Source organism: Paraburkholderia madseniana, assembly GCF_009690905.1.
In the GTDB taxonomy this organism is placed as follows: domain Bacteria; phylum Pseudomonadota; class Gammaproteobacteria; order Burkholderiales; family Burkholderiaceae; genus Paraburkholderia; species Paraburkholderia madseniana.
The window spans coordinates 75138-99414 of the sequence record NZ_VOSW01000017.1; the positions used below are offsets into that span (position 1 = coordinate 75138).

The 24277-nt window shown below is 64.2% G+C and carries 17 protein-coding genes; 16 read left to right on the forward strand and 1 reads right to left on the reverse strand.

Annotated elements, in window-relative coordinates; all coding sequences use genetic code 11:
• Window positions 1–83 precede the first annotated feature (83 nt).
• The 9 genes from poxB to FSO04_RS11360 all read left to right on the forward strand — a co-directional run bounded on the left by poxB (window position 84) and on the right by FSO04_RS11360 (window position 10800).
• Window positions 84–1805: a ubiquinone-dependent pyruvate dehydrogenase gene (gene poxB, locus FSO04_RS11320; protein ID WP_154559774.1), complete on the forward strand. Its 1722-nt coding sequence runs from the start codon at window positions 84–86 to the stop codon at window positions 1803–1805.
• Window positions 1806–1936: 131 nt separating this feature from the next.
• Entirely contained in the window at window positions 1937–2173 is a 237-nt protein-coding gene (locus tag FSO04_RS11325; RefSeq protein WP_154559775.1) for a YtcA family lipoprotein, read from the forward strand.
• Between the two features lie 48 nt (window positions 2174–2221).
• Window positions 2222–3313: a multidrug transporter subunit MdtN gene (gene mdtN / locus FSO04_RS11330; RefSeq protein WP_154559776.1), complete on the forward strand. Its 1092-nt coding sequence runs from the start codon at window positions 2222–2224 to the stop codon at window positions 3311–3313.
• Window positions 3310–5502 (forward strand): FUSC family protein, encoded by a 2193-nt coding sequence (locus tag FSO04_RS11335; RefSeq protein WP_154559777.1) that lies wholly within the window; start codon window positions 3310–3312, stop codon window positions 5500–5502. Before mdtN ends, FSO04_RS11335 begins: the two co-directional genes overlap by 4 nt.
• A gap of 6 nt (window positions 5503–5508) precedes the next feature.
• On the forward strand, window positions 5509–7086 hold the full coding sequence (locus tag FSO04_RS11340; RefSeq protein WP_233464815.1) for an MdtP family multidrug efflux transporter outer membrane subunit: 1578 nt from the start codon (window positions 5509–5511) through the stop codon (window positions 7084–7086).
• Window positions 7087–7306: 220 nt separating this feature from the next.
• The gene (locus tag FSO04_RS11345) at window positions 7307–7711 is read left to right on the forward strand and encodes a Ros/MucR family transcriptional regulator (RefSeq protein ID WP_168435644.1); all 405 of its coding nucleotides are present in this window, start codon (window positions 7307–7309) and stop codon (window positions 7709–7711) included.
• 114 nt (window positions 7712–7825) lie between these two features.
• Window positions 7826–8416 (forward strand): AraC family transcriptional regulator, encoded by a 591-nt coding sequence (locus FSO04_RS11350; RefSeq protein WP_325063520.1) that lies wholly within the window; start codon window positions 7826–7828, stop codon window positions 8414–8416.
• A 2-nt stretch (window positions 8417–8418) separates the two neighbouring features.
• Entirely contained in the window at window positions 8419–8817 is a 399-nt protein-coding gene (locus tag FSO04_RS11355) for a DUF3331 domain-containing protein (protein WP_154559779.1), read from the forward strand.
• Window positions 8818–9135: 318 nt separating this feature from the next.
• The gene (locus FSO04_RS11360) at window positions 9136–10800 is read left to right on the forward strand and encodes a LuxR C-terminal-related transcriptional regulator (RefSeq protein WP_154559780.1); all 1665 of its coding nucleotides are present in this window, start codon (window positions 9136–9138) and stop codon (window positions 10798–10800) included.
• Here FSO04_RS11360 and FSO04_RS11365 read toward each other — a convergent pair.
• The gene (locus tag FSO04_RS11365; protein ID WP_154559781.1) at window positions 10797–13763 is read right to left on the reverse strand and encodes an ATP-binding protein; all 2967 of its coding nucleotides are present in this window, start codon (window positions 13761–13763) and stop codon (window positions 10797–10799) included. The two genes, FSO04_RS11360 and FSO04_RS11365, sit on opposite strands and share 4 nt — an antisense overlap.
• 311 nt (window positions 13764–14074) lie before the next feature.
• On the opposite strand from FSO04_RS11365, the gene FSO04_RS11370 reads away from it, so the two are divergent.
• From FSO04_RS11370 to FSO04_RS11400, 7 genes are all read left to right on the forward strand, one after another.
• Window positions 14075–17176 (forward strand): ATP-binding protein, encoded by a 3102-nt coding sequence (locus FSO04_RS11370; RefSeq protein ID WP_166618171.1) that lies wholly within the window; start codon window positions 14075–14077, stop codon window positions 17174–17176.
• A gap of 246 nt (window positions 17177–17422) precedes the next feature.
• Window positions 17423–19132, forward strand: coding sequence for a thiamine pyrophosphate-dependent enzyme (locus FSO04_RS11375; RefSeq protein WP_154559783.1), 1710 nt, complete (start codon window positions 17423–17425; stop codon window positions 19130–19132).
• Window positions 19133–19370: 238 nt separating this feature from the next.
• Window positions 19371–20270 (forward strand): LysR family transcriptional regulator, encoded by a 900-nt coding sequence (locus tag FSO04_RS11380; protein ID WP_154559784.1) that lies wholly within the window; start codon window positions 19371–19373, stop codon window positions 20268–20270.
• Between the two features lie 140 nt (window positions 20271–20410).
• Window positions 20411–21085: a histidine phosphatase family protein gene (locus FSO04_RS11385; protein WP_154559785.1), complete on the forward strand. Its 675-nt coding sequence runs from the start codon at window positions 20411–20413 to the stop codon at window positions 21083–21085.
• Between the two features lie 22 nt (window positions 21086–21107).
• A complete protein-coding gene (locus tag FSO04_RS11390; RefSeq protein ID WP_154559786.1) occupies window positions 21108–22127 on the forward strand; it encodes a phosphotransferase in 1020 nt (339 codons plus the stop codon).
• 42 nt (window positions 22128–22169) lie between these two features.
• Window positions 22170–22934 carry an SDR family oxidoreductase gene (locus FSO04_RS11395; protein ID WP_168435645.1) on the forward strand — a complete coding sequence of 255 codons (765 nt, stop codon included), beginning with the start codon at window positions 22170–22172 and terminating at the stop codon, window positions 22932–22934.
• Between the two features lie 91 nt (window positions 22935–23025).
• On the forward strand, window positions 23026–24270 hold the full coding sequence (locus tag FSO04_RS11400) for an acyl-CoA dehydrogenase family protein (protein ID WP_154559788.1): 1245 nt from the start codon (window positions 23026–23028) through the stop codon (window positions 24268–24270).
• Window positions 24271–24277 lie beyond the last annotated feature (7 nt).

Consider the following 24277-nt stretch of genomic DNA (forward strand, 5'->3'; position numbering starts at 1 on the left):
GTGAATTACCCCCACGCTCATTCAGGTTCGCTGCCGCCCAAGGGGGCGGCTACGTCCGTTAGCGCGCGTCGGCAGGAGGCATCATGACCACGGCAGCGGACTATCTGGTCGATGCCCTGAGACAGGCCGGCGTGAAGCGCATTTACGGCGTTGTTGGCGACTCGCTGAACGGCATCTCCGATTCGCTCAGGCGTTCCGGCGAGATCGACTGGGTCCATGTGCGGCACGAGGAAGGCGCTGCCTTCGCGGCCGGTGCGGAAGCGCATCTCACCGGTCAACTGGCGGTCTGTGCCGGCAGTTGCGGACCGGGCAACCTGCACCTGATCAACGGACTATTCGACTGCCACCGCAGCGGCGTGCCTGTGCTCGCGATCGCCGCGCACATACCCAGCTCGGAAATCGGCATCGACTACTTTCAGGCGACGCATCCGGAAATCCTGTTCAAGGAGTGCAGCCACTACGTGGAACTCGTGTCGCACGTCGACCAGTTGCCGCAGATCCTGACCCGCGCAATGCGCGCCGCGGTCGGACGGCGCGGCGTGGCGGTCGTTGTGATTCCGGGCAACGTCGCGCTGTCGCCGACGACCGCCAAGGTTGCGCCCTGGCTGGTGCCGTCGGCACCGCCCGTGCTGCGTCCGGCCGACGACGAGATCTCGCGCCTCGCGGATATGTTGCACGCGGCATCGCGCGTGACGTTGATGTGCGGCGCCGGCTGCGCGGGCGCGCACGACGAAGTGGTCGAGCTCGCGAAGCGCCTGAAGGCGCCGATCGTGCACTCGCTGCGCGGCAAGGAGCACATCGAACATGACAACCCATACGACGTCGGTATGACCGGCATGGTGGGGTTCGCGTCGGGTTACGCCGCGATGAAGGCGTGCGACATGCTGCTGCTGCTCGGCACCGATTTTCCTTACCGGCAGTTCTATCCGGAGGACGCCACGATCGCGCAGATCGACGTGCGTCCCGAAGCGCTCGGCAACCGCTGTTCGCTGGATCTTGGTCTCGTCGGCACGGTCAAGGACACACTCGCCGCGTTGCTGCCGGTCCTCAAGGAAAAAACCGATTCGTCGCATCTCGACAGCGCGCTCGCGCATTATCAGAAGGCGCGCAAGGATCTCGACTCGCTTGCCGAGAGCAATCCGTCGAGCTCGACAATCCATCCGCAGTATGTGACGCGGCTCGTGAGCCAGCTCGCGGCTGACGATGCAATCTTTACCTGCGACGTCGGCACGCCGATCGCCTGGACGGCGCGCTATCTGAAGCTGAACGGCCGGCGCCGGCTGATCGGTTCGTTCAATCACGGCTCGATGGCGAACGCAATGCTGCATTCGATCGGCGCTCAGGCCACGTATCCCGGCCGCCAGGTGATCTCGATGTCCGGCGACGGTGGCTTCACGATGATGATGGGCGACTTCATCACGCTGGTTCAGGCGAAGCTGCCGGTGAAGGTGATCGTGCTGAACAACGGCACGCTGGGTTTCGTTGAGATCGAAATGCGCGCCTCGGGCTTCGTCGATACCGGCACCGACCTCGTCAATCCGAACTTCGCGCGCATGGCCGAAGCGATGGGCGTGAAGGGCATTCGCGTGGAGAAACCGCAGGAACTCGAAGGCGCGATCACGGCAGCGCTTGCCCGCGACGGGCCCGCGCTCGTCGACGTCGTCAGCGCACGCCAGGAACTGATCATGCCGCCGAAGACCACCGTCGATGAAGCCTGGCATTTCGGCCTCTTCATGATGAAGGCGGTGATGGACGGCCGTGGCGGCGAGTTGATCGATCTCGCGAAAGTGAACCTGACGCGCTGAACCTTGGCATCCGGTGTTTCCGGTGCGCCCGGATCGCGCGTGCAGTTGAATCGTAATGCTTCATTGCCTGCCATCAGGGAGAGACGGCGATGTCGAGTGGTGTGCGCCGTAGGCGCCATGGATGGACGGTCATGATGTCGTGCGCGACGTTGACAGCGTGTAGCGACGCGCCGTCGGTGGGCGTGCTGGGCGCGTATTTTCCGGACTGGCTGTTTTGTATCGTGGGCGGCGTGCTGCTGGTCGTATGCGTGCATGTGCTGCTTTCGCGAAGCGGCCGCGGCGCCTGGCTCACGCCGCCTGCGATCGTCTATCCGGCGCTGACGGTGCTGTTTTCCATCGCGCTCTGGGTAGCAGGCTTCAACCTTTAACGCCGTTGATCCTTTTGATCCCTTTAACCTTTAGCTGACCGTGTGACCATGACTGCTGCCCAAAGCACGGACGCAGGAAAGCAGCGTCCGCGAACCTGGCCCGCCATGCTGCTGATCGCGCTGGCCGTGATCGCGCTCATCGCCGTGATCTGGCGCGTGGATACCGTGCCGCGCACCGACGACGCCTATGCGTACGCCGACACGATCGGCGTCTCGCCCGAAGTCAGCGGCAAGATCGTGACGCTTGCGGTGCGCAACAACCAGGCGGTGAAGCAGGGCGATCTGCTGTTCGAGATCGACCCGCGGCCGTATCAGTTCGCGTTGCAGCGCGCCCAGGCGGCGCTCGCGCAACTCGATGCGCAGATTCCGCTGACCCAGCGCACCGTCAATGCACAAGGATTCAGTGCCGAAGCGGCGAAGTCGTCGGTCGCGCGTGCCCAGGCCGCCGCGAAGCAGGCGGGAGACACGCTGGCGAGAATGGAGCCGCTGATCGGCAAGGGCTACATTTCCGCCGACGATCTGGAGCGCGCGCGCACCACGCAACGCTCGGCGCTCGCCGAGCTTGCGGCCGCGCAGGCGCAGGCCCGCGAGGCGCAGGCGGCGGTCAGCAGCGTCGCCGCGCTGGTCGCGCAGCGCGCGGTGCTGACGGCTGAAATCTCCACGGCGCAACTCAACCTGGAATACGCGACCGTGCGTGCGCCGTTCGATGGCCGCGTCGTCGAGTTGCGCACGTCCGTCGGGCAATTCGTGTCCGCGCAAAAACCCGTCTTCACGCTGATCGATACGCGGCATTGGTACGTGATCGCCAATCTCCGCGAGAACGAGCTCGGCAACATCCGGCCCGGCACCCGCGCGACCGTTTACCTGATGAGCAATACGCGCATCCGTTTCAGCGGCTCGGTCGACTCGATCGGCTTCGGCGTCGATCCGCCGGACGGCGGCGGCACCGCGAACGGTCTGCCGAGCATTCAGCGCAGCATCAACTGGGTGCACGTCTCACAGCGTTTTCCGGTGAAGATACTGGTCGATCATCCCGATCCGCAGATGTTCCGGATTGGCACGTCCGCTGTCGCTGTGCTGCAGCCCGAACGTCGCGATAATCGTGACACTCGCGCGACGCCCAATGGAGCGCCGTCATGAGCGGGCTCGACGGCGTCGGGCGTCATCTCGCGTGGCCGCGGCCGCTCGGGCAACTGGCAGGCTTCCTGCTCTCGGAGCTTGGCGGGTTTCCGGGGCGCGCCAACCTGACCATGCGCAGCGTGCTCGGCTGCGCGATCGTGCTTGTCGTGTCGATGACCTTGCGGGTGCCCGAGGTGGCGTTGTCGCTGATCGCGGTGTTTTTCGTCACGCAGTCGAACATCGTGCTGACCCGCCTTGTCGCATTGTTGGCCGTGATCGGCACGACCTGCGCGATCGCCTGCATCATCGGCGTCTTCAAGCTGACGTTCGACTACCCGCTGCTGCGCATCATCGTCGCAAGCGCCATCTTTTTTTGCAGCGCTTATCTGATGCGAGCCGTGGCGAAACTGGGGCTGGTGTTCTTTCTCGTCTCGCTGATCGTGATTTACGCGCAGACCTTTGTCGATCGGACCGATAACGCGGAAGCGCTGGTGCGTGCCTGTCTGTGGGTGTGGGTGGCGGTCAACTACGCAGTTGTGCTGTCGCTGATCATCAACACGCTGTTTCTGCCAGCTGAACCGGAGCAGCAGTTGCGCGCCGCCATGCAAGGGCAGCTCGCGACGGCCCGTGCGCGGCTCGCGGTCATGATCGACACGAATGCGCCGGCCGTGCACATTGGCGCGCTCGATCTCGAGCGCGGCGCACTCGCGTTGCAGAAGCTGTTGCGTTTTTCGACCATGCGTCATCACTACAGCGAGGAAGATGCCTCGGCGTGGTTGGCCTGCGTGACCGTGGTATCGCGCATCTTCGAAGCTGCGGCGGTGCTGCCTGAGCATGCAGTCGCGCACGACGCCGGGCAGATCGATGCCATCCGCGTGGTGCAGGACGAACTCGTGTCGCTCGATCACGCGATTGGCGACAACCTGCAATGGCGGCATTGGGGCGCATCGCGCCAGGCGTCGGTGTTGACCTCGATACCCGCGCTTGACGCGATGCAACGCGCGCTCAACGCGTTCTCCGAGGCCACGCGGGGTGCCGTCGCGCCGACGCCACCGGAAGATACGCCCGCCGGCAGTGCAGCGGCGAAAGAGGCGAAGGCGGAGCAGGCGACGAAAGCGGCGGCGCCTTCCGCGAAGCCCGAACCGGACGTCTTCGCGAATCCGCGTTACGCGCGCTTCGCGCTGCGTACGCTGTTCTCGGTACTGATCTGCTATGTGTTCTACAACGCGGTGAACTGGCCAGGTATCCACACGATCATGCTGACGTGTCTCGTGGTCGCGCTGCCGAGCCTTGGCGCGTCGAGCCGTCAGGGCGTGCTGCGGCTCACCGGTGCACTGATCGGCAGTGCACTGGCGCTGTTCATGGTCGCGTTCGTGATTCCGCAACTGGAAAGCGTGACGGGGCTGCTGCTGATGAGCTTGCCCGTGATCGCGCTCGGCGCCTGGGTGGCGGCGGGATCCGAGCGGATCAGCTATGCAGGAATCCAGATCATGTTTACGTTTGCGCTGGCCTTGCTCGAATCGTTCTCGCCGCCGTCGGATCTCACCGAGATCCGCGACCGGATCGTCGGCATCGTCCTGGGTGTCGGCGTGGCCACCTTCATCCAGATGTCGATGTGGCCGGAGCGCGAAGCGGATGGCCTGCGTACGCAACTGACGTCGATATTGCGCAGGATCGCGGCGCTGGCGCGTATCGAGGCGAAGGCGGTGCAGAGCGGCCCACGCGCGACGGATTCTGCAGCGGTGGTTGAAGCGTGGGCCATGGTCGCGGATTGCGAGATGGCGCTCGCGCGTGTCGCGCTCGAACCCGACTGGCGCGAGGGAGAGACGACACGTATTGCGCTGCTGTCGCAGACGGTGCTCGCGCAGAGCCGTGCGATGCTTGTCGCGCTCGAAGCGTTTCACCATGAGGCGATGATCAATGCGTCGGCAAGCGCACCGATGCAGCGCGCCGCGAAGTTTCAGTCAGATGTCGCGGATGCGCTGGAGCGATACGCGTCACAGCTCACGGCCGAGCCACCAGCCGCGATGACGCCGGCGCGGCTCGACCCGAGCGGATTGCGCGCCGCACTGCCGCCGGCAGGCGCAGCGGGGACGGCAGGTGAGCAAACGCTGGAGCGGCTCGCGCAACGCATTGACGCGGCGCTCGCCGGGTTGCCACGCTGGTTGCCCGACGAACGTGCGTCCGGCGAATTCGCGAGCGCGGGGTGATCGGCGATGACGCACTTCGCTTGCATCCTGCGCCGCGTGTTGCGCTTACCGCACTTACCGAGCCTGTGGCGCCAGACGCGCATGGCGGCCGTACGATTGGCCACACGACCAGCCGCACGACTGCTCAACCACTGCCTCGCGTCTCTAGCGCTGCCATTGCTCGCCTCATGCGCGATCATTCACCACGATAGTCCGCCCGCCGCGATGATCGCGCCGCAGCAGATCCGCCTCGCCGACGACATCCATCTGGCCAACGAAGGCTGGCCGTCTGCACGTTGGTGGGAGCAGTATCACGATCCGCAGCTCAATACGCTCGTCGAGCTGGCGCTCGCGCATGCGCCTTCGCTCGCCATTGCGCGCGAGCACGTCTCGCAAGCCCACGCGCAGGTCGAGCTGATCCAGGCGGCGGCCGGTCTGCAGATGTCCGCGCTGGCGGAAGCCGATCGCGAGCATGTCTCGGGTCACGGGTTCCTCAGCGCGTACGCGTCGCACGATCCGGCGATCGGAGCGTTTGGGCCGTGGTATTGGACCGGGCTGGTGGGCGTCGACGCGCACTACGACATCGACATCTGGGGCAAGCAGCGCGACCTCGTGCGCGCGGCGATCGGCGAGCAGAACGCGCGGCGCGCGGAGGCGGCGCAGGCCGAACTCGAACTCTCGGCAGGCGTCGCGCAGCTTTACTACAGCATCCAGATCACTTACGCGAGCCTTGATCTGTTGCGCCAGCTTCGTGAAGTGCGCGCGTTCGAGCTCGACACGCGATCGGCGCGGCACGAACGCGGCCTCGAAGCGCTGACCCAGACCGCCCAGGCGCGCTCGCAGGTGCTCGCAATCGACCAGCAGATCGCCTCGAGCGAAGAGCAGATCGTCCACGCGCGCGAAGCGCTGCGTGCGCTGGCGGGCGTCGGTCCCGACGATCTGCCGGCAATCGCGCCGGTGCCGTTGCCGGCGCCATCGGGCTCACTGCCGTCGACGCTGTCGTATGAGCTGCTCGCGCGGCGCCCGGATCTGCAGGCAATGCGCTGGCTGGTACAGGCGTCGTTCGACAAGATCGATGCGTCGAAGGCCGCGTTCTACCCGAGCTTCGACATCACCGCGTTCTTCGGTTTCAACGCGCTGCGAATGCGCGACCTGTTCCTGCATTCGAGCCAGCAGATCAACCTCATTCCCGGCCTCACGCTGCCGATCTTCGACGGCGGCCGCCTGAACGCGAACCTGCACGGCGCGCGCACGGCGAGCAACACGCTGATCGAGCAGTACGACCAGGCGGTGCTCGACGCGGTGCGCGACGTCGCGCAGAGCGGCAGCCAGATCGACGACCTCGATCATCGCGCGCATTTGCAGCGTGACCGGATCGACGCGTTGCGCTTTGCGAGCGACAGTGCCGAGGCGAGCTACCAGACCGGCCTCGGCGACAGGACGAGCGCGATGCAGGCGAAGGCGCCGGTCATCGCTGGGCGCCTCGAACTCGTGCAACTTACCGGCGACGAGATCGAAGCGGGCATCGTGTTGACCCGCGCGCTGGGCGGCGGCTATCGCAGCGACGACCTGCCGGGGGCGTCGACCAGCACGAACAAGCCCTAGGCGGCGAGCACGCCGGCTTCGTTGCGGCTGCCGGTCGCCCACGCGAGCGTGCCGACCCTCTGTCGGGGGAGGGATCGCCGTGCCTGCCGACGCGAATGCGACCGATGACCCGCCAGCCATGGAGCCAGGTCATGAAGAATCATGATGCTTCGGAAATCCGCACTCCACTTCGGGCAACGCCGCTGCTCCACCCGGAGCCGTTGATCCGTCGAGGCCGGTCGTGACGCAGGACGTCAATCTGATCGAACTCACCGCCGAAATCGTGGCGAGCTTCGTGTCGTGCAATCCGTTGCCGGCAGCCGACCTGCCGGAGTTCATCTGGAGCACCTACGCGGCGCTAGCCGCATTGCACACGACGTCGGTACCGGCCGCGCGGCAGCGGGCGGCGGTGCCGATCGAGGAATCGGTGCGCGACGATTATCTCGTCTGTCTCGAAGACGGACGCAAGCTGAAGTCGCTCAAGCGCTACCTGCAGCGCCACTTCGCGATGACCCCTGACGAATACCGCGCGAAGTGGGGCCTGCCGGCCGACTACCCGATGGTCGCGCCGGCCTATTCCGCGCTGCGCTCGTCGATTGCGAAGCGCCATCCCGCGGGCGCAATCAAACCGCGTCGCGGCGCCTGACAACGCACAAACGAGGGATGCCGCGTCCGTCGTGCTCACCCGATGAGGGGATGTCGCGCCGCCGCCAGACTGCGCAAGATAGAGGCCGTCGACTTACGCCCTGCGGAGGCGCACATGTTCACGCAGACACCGAATGCAGCGTGCGGCAACGAGGTGGCAGATTTCGCCGCCGACGGCGGGACCGCGCTCGAGGAAGCCGAGCCGGTCGCCGACGCGTCTCATCGGCTCCACTCAGACAGCGTCTGCGATGCGATCGTCGCGCGGCTCGTGGCGCGGGCTGCTGAGCAAACGCGGCCGTCCGCGCGGCGCGCGGCGTCGCTGCCGCAGTGGCGTCTGCGGCGCGCGCTCGACTTCATCGAAGCGAATCTCGCACAGCCGATCGGACTTGCCGATGTCGCCGCCAGCACTGGACTCACCCGCATGCATTTCGCCGCGCAGTTCCGCTCGACGACCGGCTATTCGCCGCACGCGTATCTGCTGCGGCGCAGGATCGAGCATGCCCAGATGCTGCTGCGCTCGTCGGCGCTCAACGTACTCGACGTCGCGCTCAGTTGTGGTTTCGGATCGCATGCGCACTTTACGACCGTCTTCGGGCGGATGGTCGGCGAGCCGCCCAATAGCTGGCGGACCCGCATGCGGGACGAGGAGCCGCTCGTGGAGCCAGCGGTGGCTATCGACCCGCGCCGCCGCGACACCGGAGCGTGATCATGCAGACCGACCTGGCGGATGATGCTTGCTGGTGCGCCGCGTTGCGCCTGCTCGACGGGGGCTCGTGGGAGTGGGCCGCGAGCCGGCTGGCGCCGCGCGTCGAAGCAGTAAAGGTGCGGGGTGCGCCAACCGACGCGTGCCGCGAATGCGTGGTGCGCGTGCTCGATCGTGTTTCGACGAAGGTGGTGGTCGTGTACTGGTGCGATGCAACGTCCTGCCGCTACGGCGACCAGTTGTGGCGGGTGGGCGTCTCGAGGCGGCGCGGTCGCTGCGCGTTGTCGGGTGCGCCGATCAAGGCCGGCGACGCGGTCTATCGTCCGCGACAGGGGCGGCCGAGGCCCGTCAACGCGGCCGCGATGATGCTGGCCTCCGAGGTCGAACGCGTGTCATCCGGCTGATCGTTGGCCGTATTACAAATCCCGGTATTGATCGCTTTCGTTTCGGTTTCAGTCCGTGCAATACCGGACAACAACCCATCCTTTACCGAAAAAGAACCGAATCATCACGCTTTTCCGGACGGTCATCTCTAGTCTGGACGGTACTGCGTTCGTCCAGCGATTGTGACGAGCGGGTGTCCGACGGAGCGAGGAATGAACGAGGCATTTGTCTGCGAAATTCATCAGGAAGCGGGGCATCTTCAACCCCGCGCGGTGCCGCCGCGGGGGCAGTCCGACGCCCTTGTGACGCGGGCGCTTCATGTCGTGCCGCCTGGGCCGGTGTATGCCGACGAAGTTCAGTCCGAAGTTCAGTCATTGGCGCGCGTCGGCCGGGAACGGCCTGCGGTAAGTGCAGCGCGCATCCATCCGGATCTTGCGCGCGCGTGGCAGATGGTGATCCGCGGCGAGGCCGCCGAGGCGCTGCTGAGCGCGCAGCGGATTGAAGGGCAGGTCGGTCCGCTAACGGGCCCGGTTGCGGTTACTGTGCGTTGCGAGATCGCGGCCGTTCGGGCCGCGGCGCTCCTGCTGCAGGACGACGCGGGAGCCGCATTGGCCGCTGCGCTTTCCGCGCTGCGGCTCGGCACCGCAACGCCCACCGCGCATGTCGCGCTGACGGTGTGCCGCTGCGCTTACTTGCGCCTGGGCGACCCCGAGAGTTTCTACGCGGTGGAACGCCGCGCGCCGGACGGGCAGCCGGGCCGGCTGCGCGCGATCACCGCGATGCTCGACCTTGCGCTTGATGCCGCGGTCGAATTCGCTCAGATGCATTTCAATGCCGCGCGCTTGCTGGCCGACGACGCGCTCGATGTCGTGCGCCGTTTCGGGGCCGGTCCGGCGGCAATCGACGCGCTGCCCGCCTGCGTGATGGCGCAGGTGCTGTACGAGGAGGGCCGCGTCGACGAGAGCGAGGCGCTGGTCGCGGCGCGGCTGCCGGGCATCCGGCAGGGCGGTGCGATCGAAGGCGCGGTGCGCGCTTACGGACTGCTTGCCCGCATCGCCGCGAACCGGCGGCAACCGGGACAGGCGCTCCTGCTGCTGGCCGAGGCGGACGCGCTTGGGATGAAGCGCAACTGGCCGCGGCTGCGCGCCGCCAGCCTCGCGCAGCAGGTCGAGCTGCACGTGGCCGCGGATCGCATCGACCAGGCGGCGCTCTGCGCACAACGGCTCGCCATGCTGGCCGGGCAATGCGGCGCGGCGAGCAGCAGCGCGCGCTTCGAGATCGCGCGCTACCACGTACTCGCGCAGGCACGGCTTGCGCTCGCACAGGCGCATTCACAAGCATGCGCTCAGACGCTCTCCCAGGCATCCGCTCTGGCGTTCCCTCAGGCACCCATCGAGGTATCCGCCGCGGTCGATCTCGCAGCGCTGCGGCAGCTCCATTGCGATACCGTCCTGAGGCGCGATCGATACGGCGCGGTGACGATCGCGCTGTTGCTGATCGAAGCGTTGCTGGTCGCCGGTCTGCGCGATGAAGCGGTCGAGGCGCTCGTCACGCTGCTGAAGCAGGCGGCTTCGGCGGGACTGCAGCAGACGCTCGTCGACTGCAGCGAGCGCGTGGCGAAACTGATCGACGGGATGGTGCGCGGGTCGATCGTGCCCGCCGGGGATGTCCGCGAGCTGCTTCCCTACGCAGCCGCCTTGATGTCGCGACGCCGGCGGGGCGCCGCCCATGCGCAACCGGAGTGCGATACGGCGCGGGACATCGCACGGTCCGTGGCCGCCATGGGTCTCAGCGAGCGTGAACGCGTGATCATCGGACTGATGGGGCGTGGGCTGACCAACAAGCAGATTGCGATCCGGCTGTGCATCGCGCCCGAGACGGTGAAGTCGCACGCCAAGCATCTGTACACGAAGCTGTCGGTGAGGAACCGGATCGAAGCGGTGACGCTGGCGAGCCGTCTGGGTCTCGTCCGGTTATCCGGATGCGGGCACGCCGGCGACTAGCCCGCTTCGAATGTTTCGCGCAGACGATGGCCCGACGGCAGCTTTGCCGCGAGCGCGTCTTTCATCGTCCGGCCAAGTGCTGCGTGGTAGTCGGCCGATTGCGTGTCGCCGGCCAACTCGCAGGCGCGGGCAGCCGTGCGATGGATGCGCCAGTCCGCGAGCGGCGTCTGGTAACCCCGCATCGCGTCGAGCGCATGCTGCACGCAGCGCAACGCATGGGTTGCGTCATGCTGTTCGCACGCGACCCGCGCGCGCATCTCCCACGCGAAGCCCTGCCACGTGCGTTCTTCGATCGAGGTCGCCAGTTTGACGAGACGGTCGGCATGCGTGATCGCTGCGTCGAGATCGCGCTCCTCGAGTGCGACGCCCGCGAGCCCCCATTCGAGCGGCAGACGCCAGTACCAGTCGAAGATCACCGGCAGCGCGTCCATTCGTTGCATCACCTGTGTGAGCGCGTCGCGTGCGGCGCGCGTATCGCCGAGGCCGAGCTGTGCGAGCCCGGTCAGCAGCAGGCAGAGCCGGTATTCGGCCGGCAGGATCGATTTGCCGCTGCCCGGCTCGGGCGACTTGCCGGCCAGCACCTGCGTGCAGGCTAGCAGCATCGCGTCGAAATCCATCGCGTGGAATTGCACCCAGCAGCGATAGAGCGTGAGCGTGTCCGCGCCGTACGGGTTGCCGTTGTGCGCGAACATCGCGATTGCCTTGTCGAACTCGCGCTGCGCGCGGCCGAATTCGCCGAGATAGAGCTGCGTCCACGGCACACCCAGATGGACCATCCAGGTCGCGCGTGCCATGTTGAACTCGGGGCGGTTTTCGTCGTTCTCGACGAGGAAACGGTAGCTTTTGAGGATGGTGTCCTGGGCTTCCTGGTAGCGCGACGACACGAGCAAGACCATCGAGTATTCGCACAGCGACCAGGCGGTCGTGTAGGGATCGTCACCGGCGCGCAGGGGGACGAGCGCGGCCTCGCACCGCACGATGTCTTCGGCGCACCAGCCGCGCACCCACATCCGCCATACGTAGCAACTGATGCGGGTGCGGGCCTGCTGCTGCGGGTTGGTCTGCCGGTCGCTGAGCGCGAGTGCTTCGTCGATGATCTGGCTGCAGCGCAACTGGTCGCGCCAGCTATACGTGTACGCGAGGCTCATCAGCGCGCGGCTCTGGATATCGATCAGGCCGTGCTGCGCGGCACGCTCCGCGAGCTGCTCGCAGGTTTCCCGCGCGCGGGAGTCGTGGGCCGCCGCGAAGATCGAAGCACGGCCTTCGAGGAATTCCGTTTCCGCCGCCGCGCGGGCTTCACTGGGCAGGTTGGCCGCGAACATCAGCGCGCGGTCGAGGACCGCGAGCGCGTCGTTGTAGGCGAGACGTTTCTTCGCCGTCTGGATCGCAATGCGCAGATAGCCGAGCGCACGTTCCCAACGTTTCGCGGCGGCGAAGTGCTGGGCGAGTTCGGCGGCGACCCCGCCGCGCTCCTCGGGTGCGAACAGCGCCTCGAGCGCCTCGGCGACGCGCAGATGAGAGCGGACGGTGCGCAGCGGTCCCTGCCGCTCGTAGAAGGTCTGCCGGTACATCGTGTGGCGAAACACATAGGTGCTCGCGGCGAACCCGTCCTCGAGCGCAGACGTCGGCTCGCGCCGGATAAAGCTTTCCTGACGGCAGAGCGCCTCGCAGATATCCTCGAAATGCTCGTGGCTCAAGGCGGCGGCCGGCGCCGCAGTGGTCACGCTAAACGCGAGGCCGGCGACGCTCGCGCCTTCGAGCGCGCGTTGCTGGTCGTCGGTCAGCCGCTGGATGCGATGCTCGATGACCTGGTTCAACGTGAGCGGCACTTCCAGCCGCACTTCCGAGGGCGACAGATGCAGCTTCCAGCCCTCGGGCGTCGATTGCGCGATGCCTTGTTCGACCAGGTGATCGAGCGTCGCGACCATGAACAGCGGGTTACCCCCGGAGCGCTCGCGCACGAGCTGAGCGAAGCCGTTCGCGCTGTCGAGCCGGGCGTCGCGCGGGCCGCCCGTCAGATATTCGGCGATGGCGCCTTCGGTCAAGGGTTCCAGGACGATGTCGTGACACAGCTTCTGCACCCCCAGATCGCGGTTCAGCCGGCACAACGGGTGTTGCGCGAGTTCGGCGTCTTCCGGGCGGTACGTGGCGATCACCATCAGACGTGCGCCGCTGCGATGGCGGGCAAGCGCGGACAGCATGTCGACCGTCGAATAGTCGGACCAATGCAGGTCTTCGAACACCAGCGCGAGCGGCCGCTCAAGCGAGAGCGCTTCGAGGAATTCGCAGATCTCTCTCAACATGCGCCCGCTCGCCGCGCCGATCACCTGATGCTGCAGCTCGGCGCGGTATTGCTGCGGCACCGATCCCAGCATCTGGAGCGCCCAGGTCGGTGCGATCGACACGAGCGTGCGGGTGATCATCGGGCCCGCTTCGCTGCGGGTCAACTGGGTCAGCGCGTCGAGCACCGGGTAGTAAGGCTCGATGCCGCCGTAGCCTTCGACGCAGCGCCCGAGCGACGTCAACACCGTGGCATCGCCATCGAGCGAGTCCAGGAACCGATTGACGAGCGTCGTCTTGCCGATGCCTGGTTCGCCCGCCACGAACACGATGCGCGATGCACCATGACGTGCCTCGTCGAACAGCGTCTTCAAGCGGTTCAGTTGCTGCTTGCGGCCGACGAATCCGCCATGGCTGCGCTGGTCCGCCTCGCGCGGACCAGTGCTGGAACTGGCGGAGAGCGGCGCAATGAAGCAATAGCCGCGGCCGCGATGGGTTTCGATAAAGCTTGGACGTGCGGGATCGTCGCCGAGCGCCGTGCGGATGGTCAGCATGTGGGCCTTCAGCACTTCGGGCTGGACATGCACGTTCTGCCAGAGCGCATCGAGGAATTCCTCGTGGGTGATGAGCCGCCCGGCGTGGTTGATCAGGTATTGCAGCATGTCGTAGGCGCGCGGCGCCAACGTGAGCCTCCGGCTCGTGCCGTCGGGCGCACATTGCCAGACACATCGATTCACTCGATCCAGCCGAAAGGGTGGGAAATCGATCACCTAGGTTCTCCGATGGCGCTGCAACCCGACTTGGTTGCCGCGATTTTATACTGCACCTGTCGGTCATGCTGAGTGAAGCATTCCATTACACAATCAGGACCGGAAAATCACCCTTCCGGATTTCGAACACCTTACCCTGACGGGAAATGTGTGCGTTTCGCCCTGGCAGGCGGGCGCGTTTGTTCTTCAGAGGGTTGGCTAAAGGCATGAGGAGCAAGGTTGGCATGAAGGCTCATTCGAGCAGGTTATCGTCGATCAGTTTCGAAGGCTTTCGTCTGGATACGACGAACGAATGTCTTTGGCGGCTGGCTTCTTCCGGCACGACACCCGAGCGGATCGACCTGACGCGCAAGACCTTCGGCGTGTTGCGGTTTCTGATCGAGAATCGCGGTGCGCTGATTACCCATGACGCGCTGCTCGAAGCCGTGTGGCCCGACGTGCACGTGCAGCCCGAAGTCGTGAAGAGCCACATACAGACGATCCGGACACGGCTCGGCGATAGCGCGCAGCGCCCTCGCTACATCGAAACGCTGCGCGGACGCGGCTATCGTTTCGTCGCGCCGGTCGAGATCCCTGCAACGGAACTTGCGCCAGCCGTAAGCGAGGAGAGCTTCGGCCGCTTTGCCGGACGCACGAGCGAACTGCGGCAACTGTGTGCCGCAATGGACCAGGCCCGATGCGGAAACGCTCAGATCGTGGTGGTTGCAGGTGAACCGGGCATCGGCAAGACAGCGTTGCTCAGGCGGTTCGTTGCCGCCCAACGGTCCGGACCTGAGGATGCGTGGGTTGCCGAAGGGCATTGTGTCGAGGGCTATGGGGGCGCGGAGCCGTTTTATCCGGTTCTGCAGGCGCTCGGCCAACTTTGCCAGGGAACCGGCGGCAGCGAAGTCGTGACAGCGCTGGTGACGCTGGCGCCCACGTGGGCATGGCAGCTCCCGGGTCAGGTGGCGAGTCAGGTGCGCGAGTCCCTGCATCGGCAGCTTCCTCACGCGTCGCGCGAACGCATGCTGCGGGAGATCCGAGCCTTGCTGAGCGCTCTGACGCAGACGCAACCGCTGCTTCTGATATTCGAAGATCTTCATTGGGCCGACTACTCGACGATCGATTTTCTGGCGGCGCTGGCGCGCCAGCCAGGCGCGCTGCGCCTGATGGTCGTCGTCACTTACCGGCCGGACGAGGCGGCGCTGGCCGAACACCCCATCGAGCAACTGCACCACGAGCTTTCGCTGAGAGGCTTATGCCGGGAGCTGGCGCTGGGTCCGTTGCCTCGCGATGCGGTGGTTGCGTGGCTGACAGACCGCGATCACATCGACCCTGCCGAGGAAGAGCTGTCCTATCTCATCGCGCAACGTTGCGGCGGCAATCCACTGTTTATGCGGGCGACCCTTGCCGATCTCGTGGAGCGCAACATGCTCCGCAAGACAGCGACGGGCTGGCGGCCGCTGGCGCCTCTCGCGACGATCGGCGCGGCAGCGCCACACACGATAACCCGGGCGCTCGAAGGTAGAATCCGGCGCCTCGGTGCCGACGAACGGAATGTGCTTGAGGCCGCTAGCGTGGCAGGGCTCTGCTTTTCATCGGCGACCGTGGCCGAGGCCGCGGGTCTGTCGACGGAGCAGTTCGACGATATCTGCGAGGCGCTGGCACGCACTCAACGCTTCATTCAACGTTGCGGGGTGAAGCGCTTACCCGACGGGGGAGCGGCGGCGATGTTCTGTTTCGACCATGCGCTCATTCGTCACGCGTTCTATGGACGTCAAGGGCTGACTCGCCGCTCCCGTTTGCATCGGCAAATCGCGGAACGGCTCGAGGCGATCTACGCTCGCGATCAGCGAGCGGAGGTGGCATACGAGCTCGGACATCATTTCGCCGACGCGAGAGACTGGCTCAAGGCGATTGACTATCTACGCATGGCGCTGCAAACCGCAAAGGTTCGCTTTGCGTATCGCGAGGCGCAGTCGATTCTCGACTTTGCCGCTTCGCTCACCACCAGGTTGCCGGCTGATTTGCGTCCACTGAAAAGCTTTGAGTTTGCCGAGGCGCGCGCGTCGCTTTACGCTGCCGCGCATGATCCGCGCGCCGAGGCCGCCTGGATCGAACTGGAGGAGCAGGCACGCACGATTGGCCGGCTCGATGCGCAATTGCGCGCCATGCTCGGCCTGGCCTACGTCTTTAGCTGGAGCGACAGGCAACGTTGCATCGAGGTGCTAAACGTTGCGCTGGCGCTCAGCGCGTCGCATCCCGACCTGCGCGTCAGTGCGCTGGTGCGCGTGAGTGCCTACGTACGCCGTATCTGGACGGACGGCTGGTCGCATGCCGATCTGATTGAGTGCGAGACGGCGATGCGTGCGCTGCGCGAGACGGGGGATCCCTTGCTGATCGCCCGGGCGAATATGGAACACAGCATGCTGTGCATCATTTCCACCCGCTATCGCGAAGCGCTCGGCACGGTGCGGGCGAATTACCAGATCCTCTTTGAGCATGCGGTGGAACATCCGGGCTTTGACCTCGCGCGGGCGACGTGGATGGTCCGGCTGGGTACTGCGTGGGCTTATCTCTTCCTTGGAGAGTTGGGGCGGTCGATGGAATCGTTCGACCAGGGTATGGCTTCGTTTCACGAGAACGGCGACTATTTTGCGGCCCGCACACTCGAGGTCTATCGGGGTTGGTTGCTCGTGCACACGATGGACTACGAGTCAGTCATTGAAATGTACGAACGCTTTGTGCCGGCTTCAAACTCGTCCGATCGAGTGGTCGAAGCCGACTCCGGCGCGCTGCTGCCCGTGCAACACCGTGCGTGCATCGTGCTCGCGGGCCTCGCGTATATTGGATTGGAGGACGGCGTACGCGCCTCGGCGCTGTTTGCTGAAGCGCAACGGCAACTGGACGCTACACCCATCATGTTCGACTGGTACTGGCGACTGGCAATCGAATGGGGTGCCGCCGAGGCCGCGATGATGGCGGGCGACCATCGCACCGCGCGATCGCGCGGGGAGGCGTTCCTCAAGCTCGCCCTCGCCACCGAAGACCGGACGTGGCAGGCGCTCGCCTGGGAAGTCGTCGCGCGAGAGGCGCTCGCGAGTGGCGATCCGGTCATTGCACGCGAGCACATCAACGCCGCGTTCGCGGCCACGGAAGGCGTCGAAACCCCGCTGGCGGACTGGCGGCTTCACCGCACGGCGGCGGCGATTCACGAGGCCTGCGGCGACGCCGAACAGGCGGATGTGCAACAGCGCCATTTCATGTCGACGCTCGAGCGCCTGTCGAATTCCTTGCCGCGTGGCGCTCAGATCGGCCGGCGTCTGCTCGCTCTTTCAACAAGCTGACACATGCTTCAAACGTGGGACATGAGGCATGAGGTATTAGCCATGAGACATGAGACATGAGACATGGGGGAGCCATCATGGCGCCAATCCCCCCGCAGGGTGATATCGGCCGACAAGGAGTCGATGCAAGATAAGTGAATCCTCCCACCGATGGAATCAGCGCGACCCGCAGTGACAAACTCCGGTCCCGCGGTTCATATCGGCAGCGGATCATTTCATGCATGGAGCACTTTCAGGAGAGCCGGGATGAGTAAAAAAGTTGCCGAAATCATTGTGGATACGCTCGCCTCGGCGGGCGTCAAGCATTGCTACGGGATCGTGGGCGACACGCTGAATCTTATTGCTCATCACATCAACGAGAGCGACATCGAGTGGGTCCATGTGCGCCATGAGGAGGCGGGGGCGTTCGCCGCCGAAGCCGAGGCCATGTTGACCGGCAACCTCACGGCCGTGGCGGGAAGCTGCGGCCCTGGCAGCCTTCACTTCATCAATGGCCTCGTGGACGCCAACCGCAATCGGGCGCCGGTCATCCTGATTGCAACCCAGGTCGCGAGCGAGGAACTCGGCTTCAACTTTCCGCAGGAAGTCGACTTCAAGGCGATCTACGGATCGTGCAGCGTGTTCTGCGACATGATCATTACGCCCGAGCAGGCGCGACGCAAAACCGTGATTGCCTGTCAGACCGCCATTGCAAAGGGTGGCGTCGCCGTGCTGATCGTTCCGGTTGACATCGCCCATGCGGATGCCAGCGATAACGTCCCATATTCGGTCCACACGAATGTGCCGGTGGTCCGGCCGAGTGACGCAGACCTCGACCGTGTGGCTGACATCCTCAATTCGGGTGAGAAGATTGCGATCTACGGCGGTTCCGGATGCCGTGGCGCGCACGCCGAAATCATGGCGGTTGCCGAGCGGCTCAAGGCACCCATTGCGCACACGTCCCGCGCAAAAGACGCGCTGGAACATGACAACCCGTACAACGTCGGCATGACCGGCATTATCGGCGGCGAAGCAGGCTATCTGGCGGTATCCGAATGCGAGACCTTGCTGCTGCTGGGCGCCGACTTCGCGTGGCGGCAGTTCTATCCGGAGAAGGCCAGAATCGTTCAGATCGACATGGCGCCCGACCATCTCGGCCGTCGGCATCCGGTCACGCTTGGGTTGGTTGGCGATATCAAGGCCACGATGGAGGCGTTGCTGCCGCGCCTTGAACCGCGTACGTCGACCGAGTTCCGCGACAAGCTCGTCGAGCGGCATGCACGCGCAGTGGAAACTCACCGGTCGAAGGCCGTTGCGTCCAACCGCGGAACGATTCCGCCCATCTACCTGACCGAGTTGATCAACCGGTACGCAGCGAGCGATGCACTCTTCTGCGCCGACGATGGGACGCCCACGGTCTGGCTTTACCGGCATATCGACACGAACGGAAAACGCCGGGTGTTTTCGAGTCTGCTCCACGGCACGATGGCGGCGGCCCTGCCGATGTCGATGGGCCTGCAGAAATGCCAGCCTGGACGTCAGGTGATCTCCATGTCCGGCGACGGCGGTCTCGCTATGCTGTTCGGTGAACTCATGACGCTCGTGCAGGAGAAGCTGCCCGTCAAGGTGGTGGTGTTCGACAACGGCAAGCTTGGATTTATCGACATCGAGCAGAAGTCCGAAGGCATGCTCCCGCTCTATACGGGCCTGCAAAACCCGGACTTCGGCAAGGTCGCCGAGGCAATCGGCCTGTGGGGACGCACGGTGGCGAAGGCCGATGAACTCGAAGAGGCCGTCATCGCATGGTTGAACGAACCCGGCCCGGCGCTTCTGAACGTCAAGGTCGACACGATGACACTCGTGATGCCGCCGAAGATCGAGTGGGGTGCTGCGTACGGAATGGTTTTGTATTCAGCGAAAGCCATGCTGCAGGGGCAGTCCGCCGATGTGTTCGCCATGATCCGCGAAAATTTATAGGACTTGCTGGAGCAGGGGGGCGGCGGGCGAGTTGATCACCGCCTTTGCGATCGCGCTGAACCGAAGGATCAGCGTGCGCGAAGCGTCCTCATGCCCCTGTTTGGCTGTCTCGCCATGGCAGGAGTAGACTCGCCGGGGTTGCTCCGTGATACCACGCCGATCGTCGCCTTGCGCCGACAAGTGCGCGTGAACAGGAGGAGTCGAAAATACAGTTCGAGTGGCGTCGGGGAATTTGAAAATGCGTCTGTCAAAGGTTGATCTGAATCTCTTCGTTGTCTTCGAAGCCGTCTACAGAACACGAAACCTGACGCGCGCAGCGGAGATGCTGTTCATCACCCAGCCTGCTGTCAGCAATGCGTTGGCGCGGATGCGCAAAACATTCGACGATCAGCTGTTTGTGAGTACGTCGGCCGGCATGATGCCGACTCCCGTTTCGGAAAACATCATCGGCCAGGTTCGCGAGGCACTGCAACTGCTCGACTCGAGTACTCACGTCGGAGGACGCTTCGACCCCGCCTCGTCCGAGCGTACGTTCCGGCTCAGCATGACCGACCTCACGGAGGCGCTCCTTCTGCCCGCGCTGGAGGAGGTGCTGCAGCGACTGGCGCCCGGCATTCGTATCGAGAGCTACTTCACGACGCGTAAGGACGTTCCGGAAGCGCTAGCCAGCGGTGCGGTCAATCTCGCAATCGACGCCCCGCTGATTGACGATCCCTACCTCGAACAGGAGCCGCTGGGCCGCGACCGGTATGCATGCATGCTGCGTCACGACCATCCGTTTACGAAGAAGAAGCTGACGATCGACGACTACCTCAGCTTCGGCCATATCCACGTATCCAGCCGCCCCCAGGGATCGGGTCTCGTCGATGCGGAACTGACCAAGCTAGGCGTCAGGCGATCGATTCAGACGCGGGTTCAACACTATCTGGTCGCCCCGTTGATCGCGATGCGAACCGATCTCGTCCTCACGGCCCCCCTCGTGCTCCTCAAGCGCTATGACGCGCGAATCCTGGCGCTGCCGTTCGATCTTCCGGATCTCCAGTCTCATGGCTACTGGCATCGAAGCGTGACCGGGGACCCGGCTCATCGTTGGCTGCGCGAGCAGGTTGGCCGGCTCATGCTGGAAATGAACCAGTAGCTCGGACCCACGGGGCATGTGGCACATTCGGGGCATACATGCCCGGTGTCACGAGGATTTATAGCCGACTATCACAACAATCAATTTCCTGAATGATACGGCGCTGGGTATTCTGCTAGCCATGTTGAAGCGAGGCTGGCATGGCAGAACTCTATCTTGTACGGCATGGTCAGGCGTCTTTCGGCGCTGAAAACTATGACGAGCTATCCCCCTCCGGTCGTACCCAATCAAGTTGGCTCGGCGAGTACTTCGCGCAGGCGGATTTGCGGTTCGATCGCGTTGTCATTGGCACGATGCAGCGGCATCGGCAAACCGCCGACGCCATTCTCGCCGCCATGGGCGGCCCCCAAGTCGAGCTCGCGCAAGACGCGGGTTTGAACGAATACGATTTCGAGGCATTGTTCGCGGCGCTCGGCGATGAGGGTTTGCCGTCAGGTTTGTCGGTCACCAGTTCAAAAAAGGACTTCTACAAAGGGCTCCGGCAAGTGCTGCAGCTCTGGGCCGATGACCGCTTGCCGGGCGTTGTTCCAGAGACATGGCAGCAATTCCAGACGCGTGTCCAGCGTGCGCGCAGCGATATCCAGCGGGCTGGCGGCAGGCGCGTTCTGGTGGTGAGTTCGGGTGGTCCGATCGCAGTCACTGCCCAGCAGGTTCTGCAGACACCCGCCGCGACCGCGATTGCACTGAACCTGCAGATTCGAAACAGCAGCGTTTGCCAATATGTCTTTAACGACAACGCGATGTCGCTGGTCAGTTTCAATTCAGTGCCGCATCTCGAACATGCCGAGAGGCGTGAATTTGTCACCTACGGCTGACCTCAATCCGGATTCCTGCTAGATGAACTACCCCAGCCTCCAATTCGACATCGAAAATCTCACACGTTATCTGACGGCGCACGTGCCCGGGTTTCAAGGGCCGTTGTCCGTCGAGAAATTTTCCGGCGGCCAATCCAATCCGACGTTTCTCCTGAAGGCCCAAAGTGGAAGCTACGTGCTGAGGCGTCAACCTCCCGGCGACCTGCTCAAGGCGGCTCATGCGGTTGATCGTGAATTTCGCGTGATATCGGCGCTTGGCCAGACACCGGTCCCTGTCGCCCGTGCTTATCACCTTTGCGAGGACCGTGACGTCATCGGTAGCCTGTTTTACCTCATGAGCTACGAAGACGGGCGAATCTTCTGGAACCCGGCGCTGCCCGACGTACCCGCCGAGGAGCGCGGCGCTATCTACGACGCACTGCTCGGCACAATGGCCGCTCTCCACGACGTGGATATCGACGAAGCCGGATTGTCCGACTACGGCCGCCCAGGCAACTATTTCGAGCGTCAGATCGACGTCTGGACGAGGCAATATCGCGCCGCGCAGACCGATACATTGGAGGCCATGGAGTCGCTGATCGAGTGGCTGCCTGCGCACTGTCCGGCGGAAACCGGAAAGCCTTCGCTCGTGCACGGCGACTTTCGTATCGACAACATCATCTTCATGCGCGATGCACCCCAAGTTCGCGCCGTTCTCGATTGGGAGCTGTCCACGCTCGGCAATCCACTGGCTGACATCGCGTACTTCTGCATGTGTTTGCGGCTTCCGCCCGGCAGCCATATTGCCGGACTCGCAGGCTTGAATCGAGACGCGTTGGGCGTGCCGGACGAGGCGTCGATTGTCGAGCGATATTGCGCGCTCCGGGGAATTTCGTCGATTGAGAACTGGAACTTCTACCTGGCGTTCAGCTTCTTCCGGCTTGCCGCTATCGCACAGGGCGTGAAGAAGCGGGCCTTGAGCGGCAACGCATCGAACGAAAAAGCGCGGCAGGTGGGGGAGATGGCCGGGGCGCTTGCGAAGATGGGCATTGACCTGATCTGAAGACAGGCAGGAAATCGGAACGTAGAAATAGGGATGCTGATCGTGACTACAAACTTGTTTGACCTGAAAGGAAAGATTGCGCTGGTGACGGGCGCGAGTCGGGGTATCGGCGAGGAGATTGCGAAACTGCTCGCCGAGCAGGGCGCCCATGTGATTGTGTCGAGCCGCAAGCTGGAAGATTGTGAATCCGTTGCAAGCGAAATCAAGGAGGCGGGCGGGAGCGCCGAAGCGTACCCGTGCCACGTGGGGCGTCTCGAGGACATCCATGCGATCTTCCAGCATATTCGGGCACGGCATGGCCGGCTGGACATTCTCGTCAACAACGCGGCCACCAATCCGTATTTCGGCCACATTCTCGATACCGATCTGTCGTCCTTCGAAAAGACGGTGGAAGTCAATCTGCGTGGTTATTTCTTCATGTCCGTCGAGGCCGGCAAATTGATGCGGGAGAACGGCGGCGGCGCGATCGTCAACACGGCTTCGGTCAATGCCTTGCAGCCAGGCGACAGGCAGGGCATCTACTCGATCACCAAGGCCGCCGTTGTCAACATGACGCGGGCGTTCGCGAAGGAGTGCGGGCCGTTGGGGATTCGGGTGAATGCGCTGCTCCCCGGACTGACCAAAACCCGCTTTGCAGGGGCGCTGTTCGCAGATCAGGCCACGTACGAGAGCTGGGTGTCGCAGATTCCGCTGCGACGTCATGCGGAACCTCGCGAGATGGCGGGTACCGTGCTGTATCTGGTGTCCGATGCTGCGAGCTATACCAACGGAGAGTGTGTCGTCGTCGACGGTGGACTGACGATCTAGTCATGGGGTCGAGGCACGGCATTGACCTCGCTGTTGGTCGCGCGGTCAGCCAATACCTCGACGACATCAATCAGCTTATGGAAGAGTAAAAATGGACTTTGCATACAGCCCGAAAGTCGAAGCGCTGCGCACCCAGGTGCGTGCGTTCATGGACACGCACATCGTTCCGCGCATCCGGCAATGGCACGATGAAGTGAGTGCCGGTCAGTATCCGGTTTCCTTTATGGAGACCTTGAAGGACAAGGCGCGTGAAGAGGGTCTCTGGAACCTGTTCCTGCCGCATCTGCGCGATGACGAGCCCGGTACCCGCCTGACCAACCTCGAGTACGCGCCCTTGGCTGAAATCATGGGGCGGGTGTCGTGGGCGTCGGAGGTGTTCAACTGCAATGCGCCGGACACGGGCAATATGGAGTTGCTCCATATGTTTGCCACGCCCGCTCAGCGCGAGAAGTGGCTCAAGCCCCTTCTCGACGGCAAGATCCGTTCGGCGTTTGCGATGACGGAACCGGCGGTGGCCTCTTCGGACGCGACCAATATCACCACGTCGATTCGTCGTGACGGGGACGACTATGTCATCGACGGCCGCAAGTGGTTCATCACGAATGCAGCCCATCCGAATTGCCAGATCTTCATCGTGATGGGCAAAACGGATCCCGACGCGCCGAGCCACAGTCAGCAGAGCATGATTCTCGTGCCTCGCGATACACCCGGCGTCAAGGTGATCCGCAATATCCCGGTGGTCAATCACGTGGCGCCGGAAGGCCACTGCGAGATCGAGTTCAAAGGCGTGCGCGTGCCGCGATCGAATCTCCTCGGTGAAGAGGGCAGCGGCTTTGCATTGGCGCAGGCGCGTCTTGGGCCGGGACGGATTCACCACTGCATGCGCTCGATCGGCGCCGCGGAACTGGCGCTCGAGTTGATGGTGGAGCGGGCCCAGGCGCGCACGGCATTCGGCAAGACGCTGTTCGAACACGGGACAGTCGCCGAGTGGATCGCGAAGTCCAGAATCGAAATCGATCAGGCGAGGCTGTTCGTTCTCAAGGCCGCGTGGATGATCGACAACGTGGGTGCGAAGGATGCGCGCAAGGAGATCTCGATGATCAAGGCGCTCGTGCCGAGTGTTCACACCGCCGTTTGCGAGCGGGCGATGCAGGTGTTCGGCGCGATGGGGTTGAGCCCCGACACGCCATTGGCCGATAGCTGGACGTGGGGCCGCGCATTGCGCTTCGCGGATGGCCCAGACGAGGTTCACCTGCAGAGCATCGCGCGGATGGAACTCAAGACGCAGCCCTATGCGCCGGGGAAGAATAATCCTTACCTGATGGCATCGGTGTAACGGATAG

What these genes read in the sequence shown, in the direction of transcription:
- poxB (WP_154559774.1), top strand. Translation starts at nt 84, where the DNA reads ATGACCACGGCAGCGGACTATCTGGTCGATGCCCTGAGACAGGCCGGC.
- FSO04_RS11325 (WP_154559775.1), top strand. Translation starts at nt 1,937, where the DNA reads ATGATGTCGTGCGCGACGTTGACAGCGTGTAGCGACGCGCCGTCGGTG.
- mdtN (WP_154559776.1), top strand. Translation starts at nt 2,222, where the DNA reads ATGACTGCTGCCCAAAGCACGGACGCAGGAAAGCAGCGTCCGCGAACC.
- FSO04_RS11335 (WP_154559777.1), top strand. Translation starts at nt 3,310, where the DNA reads ATGAGCGGGCTCGACGGCGTCGGGCGTCATCTCGCGTGGCCGCGGCCG.
- FSO04_RS11340 (WP_233464815.1), top strand. Translation starts at nt 5,509, where the DNA reads ATGACGCACTTCGCTTGCATCCTGCGCCGCGTGTTGCGCTTACCGCAC.
- FSO04_RS11350 (WP_325063520.1), top strand. Translation starts at nt 7,826, where the DNA reads ATGTTCACGCAGACACCGAATGCAGCGTGCGGCAACGAGGTGGCAGAT.
- FSO04_RS11355 (WP_154559779.1), top strand. Translation starts at nt 8,419, where the DNA reads ATGCAGACCGACCTGGCGGATGATGCTTGCTGGTGCGCCGCGTTGCGC.
- FSO04_RS11370 (WP_166618171.1), top strand. Translation starts at nt 14,075, where the DNA reads ATGAAGGCTCATTCGAGCAGGTTATCGTCGATCAGTTTCGAAGGCTTT.
- FSO04_RS11375 (WP_154559783.1), top strand. Translation starts at nt 17,423, where the DNA reads ATGAGTAAAAAAGTTGCCGAAATCATTGTGGATACGCTCGCCTCGGCG.
- FSO04_RS11380 (WP_154559784.1), top strand. Translation starts at nt 19,371, where the DNA reads ATGCGTCTGTCAAAGGTTGATCTGAATCTCTTCGTTGTCTTCGAAGCC.
- FSO04_RS11385 (WP_154559785.1), top strand. Translation starts at nt 20,411, where the DNA reads ATGGCAGAACTCTATCTTGTACGGCATGGTCAGGCGTCTTTCGGCGCT.
- FSO04_RS11390 (WP_154559786.1), top strand. Translation starts at nt 21,108, where the DNA reads ATGAACTACCCCAGCCTCCAATTCGACATCGAAAATCTCACACGTTAT.
- FSO04_RS11400 (WP_154559788.1), top strand. Translation starts at nt 23,026, where the DNA reads ATGGACTTTGCATACAGCCCGAAAGTCGAAGCGCTGCGCACCCAGGTG.